The sequence below is a fragment of the Amycolatopsis mongoliensis genome, from assembly GCF_030285665.1.
GTDB classification, from domain to species: domain Bacteria; phylum Actinomycetota; class Actinomycetes; order Mycobacteriales; family Pseudonocardiaceae; genus Amycolatopsis; species Amycolatopsis mongoliensis.
This window is the reverse complement of record NZ_CP127295.1, coordinates 3,972,398-3,990,726: the sequence shown is the minus strand read 5'-3', so window position 1 is coordinate 3,990,726 and position 18,329 is coordinate 3,972,398. Positions and strand designations below refer to the sequence as shown.

Genomic DNA, 18,329 nt, shown 5'->3' with positions numbered 1-18,329 from the left:
GACCGGCGCCTGCTCCATCCGGGTGGCCCTGGACGGTCCGTGAAGGCCACCTCCGGGGACTCCGGGTTCCTCGGGGTGACCTTCACGGACCTGCGGGACAGGGTTCAGGGGACGGCCGGGACGGGCACGTCGACGTGGACCGCGCCGCCGGTGACGACCACGCGGTACGTGCGCACGGGCGCCTTGGCCGGCAGGCAGGTGGGCGCGCCGGTGCGCAGGTCGAACCGGGCGGCGTGCAGCGGGCACTCGACGAAGCAGCCTTCGAGCCAGCCGTCGGCGAGCGAGGCGTCCTGGTGGGTGCAGGTGTCGTCGACGGCGAAGAAGCCGTCCTCGGTGTGGAACACCGCGATCGGGGTCGGGCCGCCGAGGCGGAGGGCTTCGCCCACGGGCAGGTCGGCGACGGCGCACGCTCGGATCATCGAGGCCTCCGGAAAAGACTGGCGGGGTGCCGGGACGGTTCGTGAATGTTGCGCGTGGCGCGACTCTGCGCTTCCTGCGCAACAATCCGACGCTGACGGCGTCGCCGTCAAGAGATTCGCCCACTCAGCCGATAGGAACGGCGCGAAACGGATAGTGTTGCGCTATGCGGAACCAGGACTCGGGCAACGCAACTCAGAGCCAGGTGCAGTCGGTCGACCGGGCGATCAGCGTGCTGGAGCTGCTCGCCCGCAACGGCGAAACCGGCATCACCGAAATCGCGGGCGAGCTGGGCGTCCACAAGTCGACGGCGTCGCGGCTGCTCAGCGTCCTGGAGTCCAGAGGCCTCGTCGAGCAGCTCGGCGAACGCGGGAAGTACGCGATCGGGTTCGGCATCGTGCGGCTGGCCGGCGCCGCGACCGGCCGCATGGACCTGGCCAAGCTCGGCCGAGCCAGCTGCCTGGCGCTCGCCGAGGAGCTGGGCGAGACGGTGAACATCGCCATCGCCGACGACGGCGTCGCGATCAACATCAGCCAGGCCCGCGGCTCGGCCGCGATCACGACGCAGAACTGGACCGGCCAGCGCACGCCGCTGCACGCGACCTCCAGCGGCAAGATCCTCCTGGCGTACATGGGCGAAACCGAGCGCAAGCGGGTGCTGAAGCGGAAGCTGGAGCAGTACACGCCGCGCACGACGGTCGAGCCCGACGAGCTGATGACCGAGCTGGAACGGGTTCTCGAAGACGGCTTCGCGGCCTGCTACGAGGAGCTCGAGCTGGGCATGCACGCGGTCGCCGTGCCGATCCACGGCCCGGGCGGGGACGTCGTCGCGGCGATGAGCGCTTCGGGCCCGTCGTACCGGCTCTCGAAGCAGCGGGTGAAGCAGATCGTGCGGCCGATGACCGAAGCGGCGGAGGACCTTTCCGCGCAGCTGGGCTACTTCCGGGACTAGGGGTACAACCGCGCCATCGCGCGGATCGTGGTTCCCATGTGTGCCACCAGTTCCGCGGGCGCCAGCACCTGCGCGTCCGCGCCGAGCCGCAGCAGCCCGGCGGCGGCGTGGGGCACGCTTTCCAGGGGCACGCGGGCGCGGCGCCACCCCTCGGCGTCCTCGGGCTCGAGCGTGCGGGAGACGAGCCGGGCGGCTCTCGGGCCCAGGATGTCCGGCAGGGCCTCGATTCCCGCCGGCGAGAGCCGCACGACGGCGGTCTCGCCGTCGTCGCCGTCTTCGTAGCTTTCGACGTTCGCGCGCCAGAACTCCGCCAGGTCGAACCCGGGCGGCCGGGTGAAGTGCTCGTCGAGCGTCCGCAGTTCTTCGATGTTGCCGACGCGGTAGGTGCGCACGCGTGGCCCGGCGACGAGGTACCAGACACCCGCCTTGAGAACCAGGCCGAGCGGGTGCAGCCGCCGCGTCACCACGCCGGGCGTCGGCGACCAGCGGCGGTAGGAGACCTCGACGACCTGGTCCTGCCACAGGGCTTCGGCGGCCGCGAGCAGCTGCGGCACCTGGTCCGCTTCGCGGTACCAGCCGGGCGCGTCGAGGTGGAAGCGCTGCCGGATCCGCATCGACGCGTCCCGGTACGGCGTCGGCAGCGCGGCCATCAGCTTCAGCTCGGCCGCGGCCACCTGGGCGCCGAGACCCAGCTCCGCGGCCGGCTGCGGCAGGCCGGTGAGGAACAGCGACCCGGCCTCGCCGGCGGTCAGCCCGGTCAGCCGGGTGCGGTAGCCGTCCATCAGCTGGTAGCCGCCGTCGGGCCCGGTCTCGGCGTAGATCGGGACGCCCGCGGCCGCCAGCGCTTCGACGTCGCGGTAGACGGTCCGCGGGGTCACGCCGAGCTCCGCCGCCAGCCGGGCGGCGCTCATCCGGCCGCGGTTCTGCAGCAACAGCAGCAGGGACACCAGCCGGCTCGCACGCACCCGGCGAAGTCTGCCAGCTACCACTGACAAAAGGTGTCAGTGGTAGCGGCCCAAGATCACCGCCATGGCCGATTTCGCCTTCTTCCACGGCTCCTGGACCGTCGTCAGCCGGCGGCTCACGACCCTCTTCGCCGGCAGCGACGACTGGGACGTCTTCCCCGGCACCACCACCTGCACCCCGCTCTTCGACGGCGGCGGCAACACCGAGGAGATCCTCTTCCCCGCCCGCGGGTTCCGCGGCTTCACGCTGCGCCTGTTCGACGTCGAGCGGAAGGAGTGGTCGATCTACTGGGCCAACGACCGCACCGGGCTGCTCCAGCCGCCGGTCGTCGGCACCTTCACCGACGGCCGCGGCGACTTCTACGGCGACGATGTCCACGACGGGAACCCGATCCGGGCGCACTACATCTGGTCGGACATCACGGACACGTCGGCCCGCTGGGAGCAGGAGTTCTCCGCCGACGGCGGGCGGACCTGGGAATCCAACTGGGTCATGGAGTTCACCCGCGCCTGAGCGGGCACCTCTTCGGGCGCTTGACACCGCGTCTCGCATAACGCACGTTGTTGCCGAAGACGCAACTTCGTCGCCCGGAGGAACACGATGGCAGCACGGCCCCGGGTGGTCGTCGTCGGCGCCGGCCTGCTCGGCTGCGCGCTGGCCGACGAGCTGACCGAGCGCGGCTGGACCGACGTCACCGTCCTGGGCGTCAGCGAAGCGGACGACCACCCCGGGCTCGTGTTCCGCACGCACTCCGACCGCACGCTCACGGAGTTCGCGAAGTACACCGTCGAGAAGTACGGCGGCCTCGACGGTGAGTGGTGCTTCAACCCGGTGGGCAGCCTCGAAGTGGCGACGGGACCCGAGCGGTTCGAGGAGCTGGAACAGCGGCACGGCTGGGCGACGTCGTGGGGCGTGCGTGCCTACCTGCGCACGCCCCACGAGTGCACCGACCTGCACCCCCTCCTCGACGGCACCCGGGTGCTGGGCGGGCTCCACGTGCCCGGCGACGGCCTGCTGCACGCGCGGCGCGCGGCCGAAGCCCAGGCCCGGCGCGCGAAGGCCCGCGGCGCCCGGTTCGCCACCGAGGACGTCGTGGCGATCGACCGGTCGGGCGGGCGGGTGACCGGCGTGGTCACCGCGACCGGGCGCTTCCGCGCCGATGTCGTCGTGTCGTGCGCCGGTGCGGGAGAGCTCGTCGGCCTGACCCTGCCGCGGGTGCCGCTGGCCCACGAGTACACGATCACCGCACCGCTGCCGCAGCTGGCCGGCGACAACGACGAACACGTGCAGGCGGGCAAGCCCGTGCTGCGCCACCTCGACACCGGGATGTACGTCCGCGAGCACGTCGACCGGCTCGGCGTCGGCGTGGCCGTGGCCGCCGGGCTGGTGCCGGCTCTCCGCGACGCCGGCTTCGAAACCACCACGACGGTCACGCTCGCCGGCACCCCGGACGGGCGGCCGCTGCTCGGCGAGCACCCCGGGCTCGACGGCTTCTGGGTGGCCGAAGCCGTCCGGGCCGAGCACTCCGCGGGGGTCGCGCGCGAGCTGGCGCGCTGGCTCGTCGACGGGCAGCCGTCGCTCGCCCTGCACGGCTGCGACCTCGCCCGGTTCGCGCCGTCGTCCCGGTTCACCGCGGATCCGGTGCGGACCAGCCCCTTCCACGAGCGGCAGGTCGAACTGGGCGCGCACTTCGGTTCGGTGGACGGCTGGGCGCGGCCGGAGCGGTACCCGTCCGAGGCTGCCGCGGAGGCGCTCGTCACCCGCGAACGAGTCGCGATGTTCGACCTGACGTCCGTGCCGCGGCTGGCGGTCACCGGCCCGGGCGCGCTGCCGTTCCTGCAGGCCATGACGACCGGAGATCACGCGAAGGCGCCGGGCACGGTGACGGAAACGCTGCTGCTCGGCGAAGACGGCGGGGTGCGCGGGTGCCTGACCGTGGCCCGGCTCGGCGCCGATCGCTTCCACGTCGGCGCGGGTGGGCGCCTGGACTTCGACTGGCTGCGCCGGCACCTGCCCGGCGACGGCACCGTGCAGATCCACGACACCACCCCCGGCACGTGCTGCATCGGCCTGTGGGGACCGCTGGCCGGCGCCGTCCTCCCGGAACTGTCCACAACGGACCTCTCCGCCGAGGAGACCCATGTCGGCGACGTGCCGGTCGTCGCGCTGCGACTGTCCACTGTGGGCGAGCCCGGCTGGGAGCTGCACACCACGGCCGATCTGGGCCGCCGGCTGTGGGACACGCTGCGGAGCCACGGCGTCGCCGTCGCGGGTCACCAGGCCTTCGCCGCCCTGCGGCTGGAGGCCGGCGGCCGCACCCCCGGCGTCGACTTCACCACCGAGCACGATCCCTACGAGGCCGGACTCGGGGACGCCGTCCGCCGGGACAAGGGCTACTTCCTCGGCCGCGACGCGCTGGCGGGCCGGTCCGCGGAGACCGTGAGCCGCCGGCTGACCCGCCTGACGACCGGAACCGTCGTGCTGGGCAAGGAACCCGTGTACGTCGAAGGCCGCGCGGCCGGGTACGTCACCAGCGCCGGGTACGGCTACACCCTGGGCCGGGCCATCGCGTACGCCTGGCTCCCGGTGGAGTACAGCGGACCCGGGACCCCGGTCGAGATCGGGCACTTCGGCGAGCGCGTGCCGGGGAGGGTCGGATGACGCACTACGACGTGATCGTGCTCGGTCTCGGCGGGATGGGCAGCGCCGCGGCCTACCGGCTGGCGCGACGCGGGCAGCGGGTGCTCGGCGTCGACCAGTTCGCGCCGGTGCACAACCGCGGGTCGAGCCACGGCGGTTCGCGGATCACGCGCCAGGCCTACCTCGAAGGCCCCGAGTACGTGCCGCTCCTGCTGCGCGCCCACGAACTGTGGGCGGACCTCGAGCGCGACAGCGGACGGCGGCTGTTCACCCGCTGCGGCGGCATCATGGTCGGTACGGCGGGCTCGCGCACGATCACCGGCAGTGTGGCGTCGGCGCGCGCCTTCGGCATCCCGCACGAGCTGCTGGACGCCGCTGAGATCCGCCGCCGGTTCCCGACTTTGGCGCCTTCGGCGGACGAAGTCGCGCTGTACGAGCCGGGCGCCGGGCTGGTGTCGCCCGAGGGCAGCGTCGCCGCGCACCTGCAGCTCGCCGCGCGGTGCGGCGCCGAACTGCACCACGAGGAGAAGGTGTTCACCTGGAGCACGATGGTCGGCGGGGTGCGCGTCGGGACGTCGCACAGCTACTACACGGCCGACCGGCTCGTCCTGTGCCCCGGTGCGTGGGCCGGTGAGCTGCTGCGCGATTTCGGCGTGGAGTTCACGGTCCGGCGGCAGGTGCAGTACTGGTTCGCACCGTCGGGCGGGGTCGCCGGGTTCCGGCAGCACCCGGTGTACCTCTGGGAAGGCGACGGCTACACGTTCTACGGCTTCCCGGCGCACAACGCGCCCGCGGACGGCGTGAAGGTCGCGTTCCACACCGGGGGCCGCGCGTGCACCCCGGACGGCATCGACCGGACGGTGTCGGCCGAAGAGGTCCACGAGATCGCCACCGTCGTCGAACGGCACCTCCCGACGCTGCCCGGCGCGTTCCTCCGCGCGGCGACGTGCATGTACACCGACACGGCCGACGAGAGCTTCGTCGTGGCGCCGCACCCGGACGAGGAGCGGGTGGTGCTCGCGTGCGGGTTTTCGGGCCACGGCTTCAAGTTCGCCCCGGTGATCGGCGAGATCGTCGCGGACCTGGTGATCGACGGCGCGACGGCCCACCCGATCGCGCGGTTCGACCCGGCGCGGCTACTGGCCTAGCAGCGTCTTCGCGAGCGCTTCGAGGTCGACGCCCGCGACGCCGTCCAGGACGTACCACGGCGCCAGCCAGCCCGACGCCGCCAGCTCGTCGTACACCGCCGCGCAACGTCGCTGGAGTCCGTCGTCGGTCTCGAACGCGTCGCGCTCGCGGTCGGTTTCGGCCTCCGCGCGCCGTTCGGCGCGTTCGGCCGCCACCGCGGGCGCGACCCGCAGCAGCAGGTGCGCGTCGGGGCGAGGCAGGCCGAACCGCGCGACCTCCAGCTCCCACACCCACTTCACGACTTCGCCGGACGCATCCTGCCGCAGGCGCGCGGCCGCGTACGCGGCGTTGGACGCGACGTAGCGGTCGAGCAGGACGACGTCGTGCGTGTCCCGCAGGGCGCGGATGTCTTCCGCGGCGCCGCGGCGGTCGAGCGCGTAGAGCACGGCCATGCCGTACACCGAATCGGCGAGGTCACCGTGCCCGCGGTGCAGCGCCTCCTTCACGAGATCGGCGTGCACGCTCTTGCCGTAGCGCGGGAACGCCAGCTTCGCGACGCTCGCGCCCTTCGCGCTCAGCGCGTCCGTCAGCCCGTCGGCGAGCGTGCGCTTGCCCGCGCCGTCGAGCCCTTCGATGACCACCAGTCGACCCACGGGCGTCACAGTAACGGTGGTGGACCGGCGGGCTCGGTGGAAGGGGATCGACGCCGAGCCCGCCGGTTCGTCTTCAGGCGGAGATCCGCCTCAGGTGCAGCACGTACCCGGCGCCGCTGACGGCCAGCACGCCGACGAGGATCAGCAGCGGCACCCAGCCGGTGTCGTGGCCGGACGGCGCCGGGCCGCCGTCGCCGCGGGGCATCACCTGCGACGTCGCGTCGTAGCCGCCTGCCTCGCCTTCGCGGGCGTAGGCCGAGCCGGGGAGCTTGTCCGCGTACCGCGCCGAAACCGTGCGCTGGTAGTCGGCGACGGTGACCGCCGCCGTGGTCCCGGAAAGCGGCGTGACGCGGCCGTCGCGGACCGCGTACCAGGCGTCGACCTGCGGTTCGTGCAGCAGCTGGGCGCCCGCGGGCAGGGTGCGGGCGAACGCCGTCTCGACGTCGCCCGAGGCGATGTTGCCGATCTGCCACGCGCCGTCGCCCCCGCGGACCGACCAGAGCGTCGCGGTCCGGCCGTCGGAGGCCCGCGCGGGCACCGCGAAGTAGGCGAAGTCGCCGGGCGCCGCGCCCGGCTTGCCCCCGACGAAGTCCGGCGAGAGCTCGTAAACCGGGTAGGCGTCCGGCGCGATCTGCACCGAGACCGGGCCGCGCGCGTCCGGCGCCTCGGCGAAGAACCGGACCAGGACGTCCTGGAGGTCCGCCGCCGCGGCGTGCGCGGCCACAGCGTCGGCGCTGCTGATGCCGGCGGACTGGGCCGCGCCTGACACCGGTGCCGTCATCAGCAGCGCCGCGCCGGTAAGCACGGCGAGCACGAGCGCCCGCCTGCTCATCGGGAGATCCCGGTGAGCGTGTGCGTCCAGGTGAACGACGAGTTGTGCGTGTAGTAGCCGTAGGTCGACCAGTTGTAGCGCTTGGCCGGCCCCGGGTCTCCCCAGTGGACCCAGTCCCCGCTGGAGTCGGAGCCGTAGAGGACGTGGGTGTGGCCGCCGCCCGAGCGGTACCCGACCCGGGTCTCGACCGGCTGGTCCGCCGCCGTCTGCGTCCGGATGTCGGCGTAGGAGATGCGGTGGTCGAGGTAGCGGCCCGGCGAGGCGAACCCGAGCTTCGCGAAGGCCCGCTGCGGGTCGGCGAGGGTGCCGGGGAGGTTCGCGCAGTCCTTTCCGGTCTCGCCGTGCGCGAGCTGGCAGAACCGCGTCTGGCTCACCGCGGCGCCGTGGAAGGCCGCGATGGTGGCGCCGGAGCCCGCCCAGCACCACTGGTTCTTCTGCTGGGCCTGCAGCACGATCTGGCTCCGGTAGGTCGGCGGCACTCCGGGCGCGGCGCCGGCAGCGGCCGGCGCGACCAGGCACAACATCAGGCACACAGCCAAGGTGGCGGGTACCCGGCTCGACTTCACCAGCACGGACGGCCTCCTGCTCGAACGTGGGCGAACCAGCGGTGGTCACAACGGTGAACAACGCGGTCACAAGGAGCAAGAACGCCATCTGGATGAACGGACCGTTCCGGGTGATAGCCGGAACGCGGAACAGTCACCATCACGTGGCCAACCACCCTGAACGGGGGTCGGCACTGCCACTCTACGCTGCTAACGTGAACGTTCCGCGGTGTTCACGCCCAGCGCACACACTGGTCGGGTGAAGGGACGAGCGGTGGCACAAGACGGGAACCTCCCACTGATCATCGATGGCGCCCGCACGACCCGGGCATCGGTCGCCGAGCTGCCGAAAGAGCTGACCGAGGCGCTCCGCACCGGCGAGTTCCACCATGCCTTGAGACTGGCGATCGCCTACCGCGGCCTCTCGCTCGCCCGGCTGCGCGCGCACCTCGCCCTGCGCGGGGTCCAAATCGGACAGTCGACGTTGAGTTACTGGCAACGCGGGCTGCGCCAGCCCGAGGTGCCCAAGGCGCTCCCGGCGGTCCGGGCCCTGGAATCGGTCCTCCAGCTGCCCGCGGACGCCCTGGTGGTGCTGATCGGCCCGCGACTGGTCCGCCGCGGCCACCAGCCGGCGGCGTCGTTCCACGACCTGCGTTCCGGTGACATGGGGTCGATCGTCGAGGACCTGCTCGCCGAGCTCGGCGCGTACCCGTCGTCGAACCACTACAACGCCGACCTCGAGCTGCTGTCGGTGCACGACACGATCACGTTCGACGCCGAGCACCGTCAGGTCAGCCTGCGCACGCGGCTGGTGACGCGCGCCCGCCGGCACGGTCCCGACCGCTACCTGACCGTCTACAACGGCGATCCGGGCTGCCGGATCGACGACGTCGAGCTGATCACGGACGAGGGCTGCCGGGTCGGGCGGATGCGCCGCAACCCGGACGCGGACACGATGGCGACGGAGCTGCTCTTCGACCGCAAGCTCGCCGAGGGCGACATCCACGTGTTCTGCTTCGAGGTCCGTGACGACTCGGGCTCGGCGTCACCGGGCTACTACCGGATGCTGCGCGACCGGTGCGCCAGCTACCTGGTGCAGCTGCGTTTCGACCGCAACGCGCTGCCGGCCCGCTGCACGCGTCAGGTCCGGGCGCGCGACGACGCCCTGCCGGTGGTCGCGGAGGAGCTGGCGTGCGACATGGGCGGGGTGAGCAGCGCGTTCTTCAGCGACGCCGGGCCGGGGCTGGCCGGGGTCGCCGTCGAGTGGAACTGATCACACCACTCCGTCCCGCCGGGCGGTGAACAGCCGCTCCAGGCGCTCGCGGTGGTCGCCGGAGTGCGGTCCGGGTCGCCTCGGTCGATGAGCCGGCTCGCGGTCTGCACCGGCGCCGTGGCGTCGCCGGCGCCCTCGTGCACGAGGGCGCCGGCGCCTGGGCACGCTGGGCCGCCACCGCTGCCGCCGTCGTGACGGTCGCGCTGGTGCTGGTGGCCGCCGCACTCGTCGACTGGGGGATCGCGCGCGGCGCGCCTAGCGACCACGGTGTTTGGCGCGGGCTTTCGCCCTCGCCAGCTCGCGCCGCCGAGTCGCTTCGGCGGCCGCCCGGCGTTTGCGGGCCGCCTTGTTCTCGACCACGCGCTCGGCCACCGCTTCCTTCAGCGCGCGCTGAGCCGCGGTGCCGATGCCCTCTTGCGCCTTCGCTTGCTTCGCGGGCCGCTTAGGACGCTCGCTCTCCGGAACAGGCGGGGCTTCGCGTGCTTGATCGGCGAGACGCACGAAGTCGCGGCCGGCCGCGAAGGCCGCCAGTTCGGCGTTGTTCGGCTCGGCGCCGAAGATGTGCCGAGCGGCCCGGACCAGGCCGTCTTCGTGGATTTCGTAGACGCCGACCCAGAACCGGCCGTCGTGGTACAGCGTGAACACCCCGCTCATCGGGAAACCTCCAGGCGTGACGGATCAGCCTGGCGCCACCGGTTTCCCTTGCGGGACAACGAGCCCTTGCGGACCGCCCGGACTACCTACCGGGCCGTGAGGTTCGTGAAGCCAAGAACGTCTCGAGGTTACGCGGGCGGGCCGCCGATGCCGAGCTCATTTCCCTCGGGGTCGCGGTAGATGATCTTGCGGACGCCGTCGCCGTAGGTTTCCCGGTCGGCGGGCTCGATGCCGCGGGCGGAGATCCCGGCGACGCGCTCGTCGAGGTCGTCGACGAAGAGGGTGTGCATGGCCAGGCCCGCACGCTCGGGCCGCTCCACGACGTAGACCGAGCCGTGTTCCGCGACCTGCCAGAGCACCTCGGTGTCGTGCACGACGAAGGTCGGCGGGGAGCCGAAGAGGCGTTCGTACCAGGCGAGCGCGCCGGCGAAGTCGCGGACGGCGATCCCGGCGAAGAGGTCGACGGTCACAGCACCTCGAATCCGTTGGCTTCGGCAGGTCCCGCCTTGCCTACCTCACCACTCGCCCCGGGTCCAGTCGAGCGCCTCGCTGACGGCGGTGCCCCAGCCACGGGACAACTCTTCGATCTCGTCGAGGCCCGGCACCGGACCCTCCGGCCTGAAGGTCAGCAGCTTGCCTTCGGCGACAAGGCGGTCTCGCCGAGCGAGGGCTTCAGTGACCACATCGTCGTCCACTCTTCCCTCATCGGCTGTCGCACGGACAAAACGGAGGGGCCGCCCCGAACACGTTCGGGGCGGCCCTGACCTGCTGAAACCCGGTTACCTCAGTACCGGTAGTGCTCCGGCTTGAACGGGCCCTCGACGTCCACGTCGATGTACTCGGCCTGCTCCTTGGTCAGCTTCGTCAGCTCGCCACCGAGAGCGTCCAGGTGGATCTTCGCGACCTTCTCGTCCAGCTTCTTGGGGAGGCGGAAGACCTCCTTGTCGTACTCCTCGTGCTTGGTGAACAGCTCGATCTGCGCGATCACCTGGTTGGAGAAGCTGTTCGACATCACGAACGACGGGTGCCCGGTCGCGTTGCCCAGGTTGAGCAGCCGGCCCTCGGACAGCACGATGATCGTGTTGCCGTTCGGGAAGATCCACTCGTCGACCTGCGGCTTGATGTTGATGCGGCGGATGCCCGGGTAGCGCGCCAGGCCCGCCATGTCGAGCTCGTTGTCGAAGTGGCCGATGTTGCCCAGGATCGCCTGGTGCTTCATCTTCGCCATGTGCTCGACCAGCACGACGTCCTTGTTGCCGGTCGTCGTGATGACGATGTCGGCCTCCGGCAGCGCGTTCTCCAGCGTGCGGACCTGGTAGCCGTCCATCGCCGCCTGCAGCGCGCAGATCGGGTCGATCTCGGTGACGACCACGCGGGCGCCCTGGCCGCGCAGCGACTCCGCCGCGCCCTTGCCGACGTCGCCGTAGCCGCAGACGACCGCGACCTTGCCGCCGATCAGCACGTCGGTGCCGCGGTTGATGCCGTCGATCAGCGAGTGGCGGATGCCGTAGCGGTTGTCGAACTTCGACTTCGTCACCGCGTCGTTGACGTTGATCGCCGGGAACAGCAGCTCACCGGCCGCGGCGAGCTGATAGAGCCGGAGGACGCCGGTGGTGGTCTCCTCGGTGACGCCGCGGATGCCCTCGCCGATCTTGGTCCACTTGCCGGTGTCGGCCGCGACCGAGTCGCGCAGCAGCTCGAGGAACACGCGGAACTCGTCCGAGGTGTTCTCGTCCGGGGTCGGCACGACGCCCGACTTCTCGAACTCGGTGCCCTTGTGCACCAGCATGGTGGCGTCACCGCCGTCGTCGAGGATCATGTTCGGGCCCTCGCCGTCCCAGGTGAGCATCCGCTCGGTGCACCACCAGTACTCCTCGAGCGACTCGCCCTTCCACGCGAAGACCGGGACGCCCTTCGGCTCCTCGGGCGTGCCGTGCGGGCCGATGACGACCGCCGCGGCCGCGTGGTCCTGCGTCGAGAAGATGTTGCAGGACGCCCAGCGCACCTCGGCACCCAGCGCGACCAGCGTCTCGATCAGGACGGCCGTCTGCACGGTCATGTGCAGCGAGCCGGAGACCCGCGCGCCGCGCAGCGGGAAGACCTCCGCGTATTCGCGCCGCAGCGCCATCAGTCCCGGCATCTCGTGCTCGGCGAGGCGGATCTCCTTGCGGCCGAATTCGGCGGCCTCGAGGTCGGCGACGGCGAATTCGATGCCGTTGCGGTTCTGGTGCCGCTTGGCAACGCTTTCGGGGGTCATAGTGGCGATTCCTCCAAGACTCGATGACATCCGAACACTACCGTTGTCCGCTCGACCTTCCCTAGGATCGCGTAGGAGGCTTTCACCGTGCCCATGCCCGGCCCGGACACCCGCGTCGTCGAAATCCGCGTCGCCGGGCTCGTGGGCACCAGCGGCGAGACCCTGCTCGACGCGGTTTCCACCGTCGACGTCGCCGGCGACGGGCTGGGCCGCGTGATCCGCCCGGCGGACCGGCTGCGGCGGCCGGCGCCCGGGCCCGTGCTGCCGGCGCTGGGCCGGTCGATCCCGCGGACCCTCGAAGGCTACCTGTGGCACGGCATGACCTCCGGCGGGGCAGCCAAGGCGACCTGGGCGCTGCTCTTCCCGTTCTCCCTGGCCAACGTCGCGTTCTGGATGCTGCCGCCGACGCCGCCGGGCCGCCTCCCGCGCGTGCTCGGCGCGGTGTGCCGCGGCCTGCTGCGCGTCGGCGCCCTGCTGCTGACCATGCTGCTGATGGGCCAGCTCGCGGCGATCGCGCTCGACCTGTTCGCCGCGCAGTGCCTCGCGCCGGGCTCCGGCTGCCTGCCCGTGGTCCCCGACGTCCTCCGCTCGGTGCCGGCGCGGATCGCGGTCGGCGTGCTGCCCCTGCTGGTCGTGATCTTCGTGCTGCACCGGATCTCGTCGGCGACGTGGGCGGTGCACGCCGACGGCGACCTCACCCAGGGACCGTTGCGGATGCGCGCCGACCCGGAGACGCCGGCACTGCGCTGCCTGCACACCGTCGCGGCGCTGGTCTCGGTCGCGCTGCTGCTGCTCGGCGGGCCGTTCCGGGTGCCCGGCAACGTCTTCGACCTGGTGGTCTGGATCGTCACGCTGGCGCTGGTCCTCGCGACGGTCGTCGCGGCCGCGATCGGCGTCGACACCGGCCGGTTCGCCCGCCCCGGGGTGATCGCGCTGGCCGCGCTGCTCGTCGTCCTGGCCGCGGTGCGGCTGCGGCCCGGCCCGGGTCCGCTGCCGGGGACCAACGGCGTCGTCGAAGGGCTCGGCGCGGCCCTGGTCGCCGTCACGGTGCTGTTCGCGCTGTTCCTGGCGCCGGCCGCACTGGTGGCCCGGCCCGGCTGGGTGCACAAGCCGCGCCGGCTGCGGCCGTGGCTGGGCGGCTGGGCGGCCGCGCCGGTGCTCGCGCTGGCCGGGCTGCTCGGCGGCGGGTTCGGCGCCGGTCTCGCCGAAGCGCTCCGCCGGCTTTCCGGCGCGGAACTGCTGCACGTGCCCGACACGTACCTGCTGGTCACGGTCCTGTGGGGCGCCGGGCTGGCGTTGGCGGCAGTCCTCGCCGTGCTGGGCTTCGCCGTCGCTGTCCCGCTGCGGCGGCTGCGGCGGGGCGTCCCGGAGATCGTCGAACTGATGGAGCACGACGAGCGGCAGGAGGCCCAGGCCGCGGCGGCCTGGGCGCGCTCGGCCTGGGAGCGGCGGCACCTGCACCACCTGGCCCTCACCGTGGCGTCGGCGATGTCCGCGGGCGGCGCGGCGCTCCTGGTGCTGCGGTTCGGGTTCGGGCTGGTCCCCGGCTGGTTCGGGCCGCTGTCCGCGATCGGCGTCGGCGCACTCGGCGCGCTCGCCGCGGGCCTGCTGCGCGTCGTCTACACGGCCGCGCGGACCCCGCAGCGGAGCCGGCACCTCGGGGCGCTGGCCGACCTCGTCTGCTTCTGGCCGCGGGCGGCGCACCCGACCGTGCCGCCGTGCTACGCGCTGAAGGTCGTCCCGGAACTGGCCGCCCGGGCGCGCGAGCACCTCGCCGAACCGGGGACGCGCGTAGTGCTCTCCGGCTACAACATCGGCAGCCTGCTCACGGTGATGGCCGCCGCCCGGCTGGCGGCCGAACTGCCGGAGGCCGACCTCGAACGCGTCGGCGTGCTCACCGCGGGCTCCCCGCTGCAGTGGGGCTACCAGCGCGCCTTCCCGGCGTTGCTGCCCCAGGAAGCGCTCGAACGGCTCTTCGCCGACCTGAAGGGCCGCTGGCGCGCTCTGTGCCGCGGCACCGACATCTTCGGCGGCGGCGTGACGACCTGGCGGCACGAAGTCTCCGACCGCTGCCTCTACGGCGTCGGCTACCAGCCCGAAGGCGGCTCCGGGCCGCTGAAGGCGAAGGCCGACGAGAACGGCGTCCTCATCCTCGGCGGCGACCACTGGCTGCCGGACCCGCTGCGCGGCCCGACGGGGCGGCACCGCTGGGCGCCGGGGGTGCTCAAGCACCAGGACTACGTCGTCGACGCGGAGTGGGACCACGCCGTCGCGATGGCCGCCGGCCTCGGCAAGCCGTCCGGCGGTGAGCAGGGCCTGCTCTTCGGGGACTTCCCCGGAAAGCCGTGAAGGCCCCCTTCCCGGCGTCTTGAGCCGGTAAGGGGGCCTTCACGGAACTTCAGGTCAGGCTTACTCGGAAGCCTTGCGACGGAACTTCAGCAGCGCGAGCAGGCCGCCACCGCCGAGGATCAGCAGGCCCGCGATCCAGACCAGCCACATGTTGTCGAAACCGGTGTTGGCCAGGCCGCCACCGGTGCCGGACTCGTTGCCCGCCGGGACGACGGCCGGAGCGGTCGTGCTGGTGCTGGTCGGCTTCACGGTCTCGGAGGAGGCCGGAGCGCTGGGCCTCGTCTCGGTCGGCTTGCTCGTCGGCGGCGTCTTGGTCTCGGTCGGCTTGGTGGTCTTGGTGCCGCAGAGGAACCACTTGTCGATGTTCGGCTGGCGTCCCTTGAAGGTCTTGGTCGCCTGGAGGTCCTTCCACGGCGCCGTCGCCGGGAACACCTCGCCACCCTTGCCGGCCTTGCCGGGGATGTACTCGTTGAAACCGTCGTCACCGCCGATGACGACGATGCGGGTGACGGTCACACCCTCGTGGACCTTGGTGATGGTCAGGCGGCTCTCGCCCACACCACCGGTGAAGTCGACATCGCTCTGGTTGAGGTCCTTGCCCTTCGCGCACGCGGCGTGACCCCGGTCCGGGATCGGGTTCGGCCGGTTGTCATCGGTGTAGCAGGCCAGCGCGGAGCCGGCGGTGCCGATGAGGGCGGCGGTGGTCAGCGCCATGATCGCGACGGCGCCGCGGAAGGTACGTCTGCGCATTCAGAACTCCTGTACCGGCGGGGAGAGAGCACTTGCGAAATCTGGGGTCGCGAAGCCACCGAGCGTGTGAATCACGCTGCTGTAATTCACCCGTCAGTGGCACACGAAGGATCGAAAGGTATCGCACGTCACTCGACCGGCTACACCGGGTCCCCTTTTAGGCACGATACGCAAGATCGTCCGATGTAAAGTCCCGCGAAAAAGCCCCGCCGACCTGCGCGAACGCGGATCGGCGGGGCTTCACGAACGAGTGACGCCGATCAGGACTCCGGGGCCTTGACGGGCTCGGCGAGACCTTCGGCCTGCCGCTTGCCGAGCAGCGAGTGCCGCCGGCTGTAGCCGAAGTAGATCAGCACGCCGACCACCATCCAGGCGACGAACCGCAGCCAGGTCAGCACCGTCAGGTTCAGCATCAGCCACAGGCAGGCGAGGATCGCCAGGATCGGGATCAGCGGCACCAGCGGCACCTTGAACGCGCGGGGCAGGTCGGGCCGCGTCCGGCGCAGGACCAGCACGCCCGCCGAGACGAGCACGAACGCGAACAGCGTGCCGACGTTGACCATCTCTTCGAGCTTGTCCGCCGGGAAGAAGCCCGCCGCGAGCGCGACCAGGCCGCCGACGATCAGCGTCGCGCGCTGGGGCGTGCCCTGCTCACCCGTCTTCGCCAGCCCGCGCGGCATCAGGCCGTCGCGCGACATCGCGTAGATGATCCGGACCTGGCCCAGCATCAGCACCATGACGACGGTGGTCAGGCCGGCCAGCGCGCCGAAGGAGATGAGGTTGGCCGCCCAGTCGACGCCGTTCGCGGAGAACGCCGTGGCGAGGGTCTTGTGGCTGCCGTCGCCGGCTGAGGTGGCCAGGTCCTTGTACGACGTCATGCCCACGACCACCAGCGAGACCGCGACGTACAGCACGGTGACGATCGCCAGCGACCCCATGATCCCGCGCGGAACGGCCTTCTGCGGGTTCTTCGTCTCCTCGGCGGTGGTCGCGACGATGTCGAAGCCGATGAACGCGAAGAACACCAGCGAGGCACCGGCCAGCAGGCCGAAGACGCCGAACGAACTGCTCGCGCCGCCCGCGATCAGCGAGAACAGCGACTGGTCGACACCGGTCTCGCCCGAGCCGCCGGTCGAGCCCGGCGGGATGTACGGCGAGTAGTTGGCGCCCTTGATGTAGAAGATGCCGAGGATGATCACGAACAGCACCACGGCGACCTTGATGCCGGTGATCACCATCGAAACCCGCGACGACAGCTTGGTGCCGACGGCCAGCAGCGTCGTCAGGACCGCCACGACGAACAGGGCGCCCCAGTCGACGGTGACGCTCCCGATGTCGAACGTCGTCTTGGTGCCCTTGCCGAAGAGGTAGCCGAGCACCGTCTCGAGGTAGACCGACCAGCCCTTGGAGACGGCGGCCGCGCCGACGGCGAGCTCCAGGATCAGGTCCCAGCCGATGATCCACGCCATGAACTCGCCGAACGTGGCGTAGGAGAACGTGTACGCGCTGCCCGCGACCGGCACGGTCGAGGCGAACTCGGCGTAGCACAGCGCCGCCAGCGCACAGGCGATCGCGGCGAAGACGAAGGCCAGCGAGACCGACGGGCCGGCGTAGTCACCGGCCGTCCGCGCGGTCAGCGTGAAGATACCGGCACCGATGACGACCGCGACCCCGAAGACCGTGAGGTCCCACGCGCTCAGGTTTCGCCGGAGCTTGGTGTCCGGTTCGTCGGTGTCCGAAATGGACTGCTCGATGGATTTAGTGCGCCACAATCCCGTTCCGGGCACCGTTGACCTCCTGCCGCTGGCCTGCATGTATCGCGGTAGGTCACCCTATCGGGTCAGACGCGTGACGGCTCGCCGAGCGCTCGGCCCCTACTTCGCGAGACTGCGGTCGAGGTCCGGCTCGAGGTAGATCAGCTTCGCGACCGGCACCTTGGCGCGGACGCGGGCCTCGGCGTCGTCGATGGCCATGGCCAGCTCGGCGGTGTCGAGGCCCGGCACCATCGCCAGCTTCGCGGCGACGAGCAGCTCGTCCGGGCCCAGGTACTGGGTGCGGATGTGGATGACCCGCTCGACCTTGCCCGCCGCGAGCTCGTCGACGATCGTCGCGAGGACGGCCTCGGTGACGCCTTCGCCGATGAGGAGGCTCTTCATCTCGACGATCAGGATGATCGCGATGACACCCAGCAGCGCGCCGATCGCGAGGGTGCCGACGCCGTCCCAGACCGGGTTGCCGGTGACGACCGAAAGGCCGACGCCCAGCAGCGCGAGGACCAGGCCGAGCAGCGCGCCGGCGTCCTCCAGGAGGACGACGGGGAGCTCGGGCTCCTTGGCCTGGCGGATGAAGCCCCACCAGGTCGCGTCGCCCTTGATCTTCTTGGACTCGCCGATGGCGGTGTAGAAGCTGTAGCCCTCCAGGCCGACCGCGACGAGCAGGATGATCACGGCGACGATCGGCGACTCGAGCGGCTCCGGGTGGCCGACCTTGTGGACGCCTTCGTAGATCGCGAACGCCGACCCGAGGCTGAAGAGCATCAGCGCGACGATGAAGGAGTAGAAGTACCGGTCGCGGCCGTAGCCGAAGGGGTGTTCCTGGTCGGCCGCGCGCTTCGACGTCTTCTGGCCGAGCAGCAACAGGCCCTGGTTCGTGGTGTCGGCCAGCGAGTGCACGGACTCGGCCAGCATCGACGACGACCCGGTGACGAGGAAGCCGACGAACTTCGCGGCCGCGATCCCGGCGTTCGCCCCGAGCGCGGCGATGATCGCCTTGGTTCCGCCTCCAGCTGACACGACCGCTCCCCTGGTTGGTCCCGAATGTCCGGGTGGAGCCTAATAGGGCGGCGGGCCCGCGACGGTCCCCGCCCGGGCTAACCGGGTGGACCGGCGGGCTTCGGCGAACCGCCGGTTTCTG

At 71.6% G+C, this 18,329-nt stretch carries 18 protein-coding genes; 6 read left to right on the top strand and 12 right to left on the bottom strand.

The annotated features are described in order from the left end of the window. Positions 1-104 precede the first annotated feature (104 nt). The gene (locus tag QRX60_RS19475; protein ID WP_286002185.1) at positions 105-419 is read right to left on the bottom strand and encodes a bifunctional 3-phenylpropionate/cinnamic acid dioxygenase ferredoxin subunit; all 315 of its coding nucleotides are present in this window, start codon (positions 417-419) and stop codon (positions 105-107) included. Between the two features lie 164 nt (positions 420-583). Here QRX60_RS19475 and QRX60_RS19470 point away from each other — a divergent pair, with 164 nt between their 5' ends. After that, positions 584-1,369, top strand: a complete 786-nt coding sequence (locus tag QRX60_RS19470; protein ID WP_286002184.1) for an IclR family transcriptional regulator — start codon at positions 584-586, stop codon at positions 1,367-1,369. Here the strand turns inward: QRX60_RS19470 and QRX60_RS19465 are convergent. After that, positions 1,366-2,334: a helix-turn-helix transcriptional regulator gene (locus QRX60_RS19465; RefSeq protein WP_286002183.1), complete on the bottom strand. Its 969-nt coding sequence runs from the start codon at positions 2,332-2,334 to the stop codon at positions 1,366-1,368. The genes QRX60_RS19470 and QRX60_RS19465 overlap by 4 nt on opposite strands. A 64-nt stretch (positions 2,335-2,398) precedes the next feature. On the opposite strand from QRX60_RS19465, the gene QRX60_RS19460 reads away from it, so the two are divergent. The 3 genes from QRX60_RS19460 (at position 2,399) to solA (ending at position 6,123) form a co-directional block, all read left to right on the top strand. Next, on the top strand, positions 2,399-2,848 hold the full coding sequence (locus tag QRX60_RS19460; RefSeq protein WP_286002182.1) for a hypothetical protein: 450 nt from the start codon (positions 2,399-2,401) through the stop codon (positions 2,846-2,848). A gap of 87 nt (positions 2,849-2,935) precedes the next feature. Next, on the top strand, positions 2,936-4,996 hold the full coding sequence (locus QRX60_RS19455; protein ID WP_286002181.1) for an FAD-dependent oxidoreductase: 2,061 nt from the start codon (positions 2,936-2,938) through the stop codon (positions 4,994-4,996). Further along, positions 4,993-6,123: an N-methyl-L-tryptophan oxidase gene (gene solA / locus QRX60_RS19450; protein WP_286002180.1), complete on the top strand. Its 1,131-nt coding sequence runs from the start codon at positions 4,993-4,995 to the stop codon at positions 6,121-6,123. Before QRX60_RS19455 ends, solA begins: the two co-directional genes overlap by 4 nt. Here solA and QRX60_RS19445 read toward each other — a convergent pair. The 3 genes from QRX60_RS19445 to QRX60_RS19435 all read right to left on the bottom strand — a co-directional run bounded on the left by QRX60_RS19445 (position 6,112) and on the right by QRX60_RS19435 (position 8,160). Next, entirely contained in the window at positions 6,112-6,765 is a 654-nt protein-coding gene (locus QRX60_RS19445; RefSeq protein ID WP_286002179.1) for a dTMP kinase, read from the bottom strand. The two genes, solA and QRX60_RS19445, sit on opposite strands and share 12 nt — an antisense overlap. Positions 6,766-6,829: 64 nt before the next feature. Beyond that, positions 6,830-7,588 carry a hypothetical protein gene (locus tag QRX60_RS19440; RefSeq protein WP_286002178.1) on the bottom strand — a complete coding sequence of 253 codons (759 nt, stop codon included), beginning with the start codon at positions 7,586-7,588 and terminating at the stop codon, positions 6,830-6,832. Continuing rightward, entirely contained in the window at positions 7,585-8,160 is a 576-nt protein-coding gene (locus QRX60_RS19435) for a papain-like cysteine protease family protein (RefSeq protein ID WP_286002177.1), read from the bottom strand. Before QRX60_RS19435 ends, QRX60_RS19440 begins: the two co-directional genes overlap by 4 nt. Positions 8,161-8,407: 247 nt before the next feature. On the opposite strand from QRX60_RS19435, the gene QRX60_RS19430 reads away from it, so the two are divergent. After that, on the top strand, positions 8,408-9,406 hold the full coding sequence (locus QRX60_RS19430) for a hypothetical protein (RefSeq protein ID WP_003085563.1): 999 nt from the start codon (positions 8,408-8,410) through the stop codon (positions 9,404-9,406). Between the two features lie 255 nt (positions 9,407-9,661). On the opposite strand, the gene QRX60_RS19425 is transcribed toward QRX60_RS19430, so the two are convergent. The 4 genes from QRX60_RS19425 to ahcY form a co-directional block, all read right to left on the bottom strand. Beyond that, positions 9,662-10,060, bottom strand: coding sequence for a YjdF family protein (locus QRX60_RS19425; protein ID WP_286002176.1), 399 nt, complete (start codon positions 10,058-10,060; stop codon positions 9,662-9,664). Positions 10,061-10,188: 128 nt separating this feature from the next. Further along, positions 10,189-10,530 (bottom strand): VOC family protein, encoded by a 342-nt coding sequence (locus tag QRX60_RS19420; protein ID WP_286002175.1) that lies wholly within the window; start codon positions 10,528-10,530, stop codon positions 10,189-10,191. A gap of 45 nt (positions 10,531-10,575) precedes the next feature. After that, positions 10,576-10,755 (bottom strand): hypothetical protein, encoded by a 180-nt coding sequence (locus QRX60_RS19415; RefSeq protein ID WP_286002174.1) that lies wholly within the window; start codon positions 10,753-10,755, stop codon positions 10,576-10,578. 89 nt (positions 10,756-10,844) lie between these two features. Then, on the bottom strand, positions 10,845-12,317 hold the full coding sequence (gene ahcY / locus QRX60_RS19410; RefSeq protein ID WP_286002173.1) for an adenosylhomocysteinase: 1,473 nt from the start codon (positions 12,315-12,317) through the stop codon (positions 10,845-10,847). A 93-nt stretch (positions 12,318-12,410) separates the two neighbouring features. On the opposite strand from ahcY, the gene QRX60_RS19405 reads away from it, so the two are divergent. Then, the gene (locus QRX60_RS19405) at positions 12,411-14,666 is read left to right on the top strand and encodes a hypothetical protein (RefSeq protein ID WP_286003645.1); all 2,256 of its coding nucleotides are present in this window, start codon (positions 12,411-12,413) and stop codon (positions 14,664-14,666) included. A 60-nt stretch (positions 14,667-14,726) separates the two neighbouring features. Here QRX60_RS19405 and QRX60_RS19400 read toward each other — a convergent pair whose 3' ends face one another. The 3 genes from QRX60_RS19400 to QRX60_RS19390 all read right to left on the bottom strand — a co-directional run bounded on the left by QRX60_RS19400 (position 14,727) and on the right by QRX60_RS19390 (position 18,208). Further along, positions 14,727-15,416, bottom strand: a complete 690-nt coding sequence (locus QRX60_RS19400; protein ID WP_286002172.1) for an LPXTG cell wall anchor domain-containing protein — start codon at positions 15,414-15,416, stop codon at positions 14,727-14,729. Positions 15,417-15,676: 260 nt separating this feature from the next. After that, a complete protein-coding gene (locus QRX60_RS19395) occupies positions 15,677-17,203 on the bottom strand; it encodes an amino acid permease (protein WP_286002171.1) in 1,527 nt (508 codons plus the stop codon). An 87-nt stretch (positions 17,204-17,290) separates the two neighbouring features. Then, entirely contained in the window at positions 17,291-18,208 is a 918-nt protein-coding gene (locus QRX60_RS19390) for a cation diffusion facilitator family transporter (RefSeq protein WP_286002170.1), read from the bottom strand. Positions 18,209-18,329 lie beyond the last annotated feature (121 nt).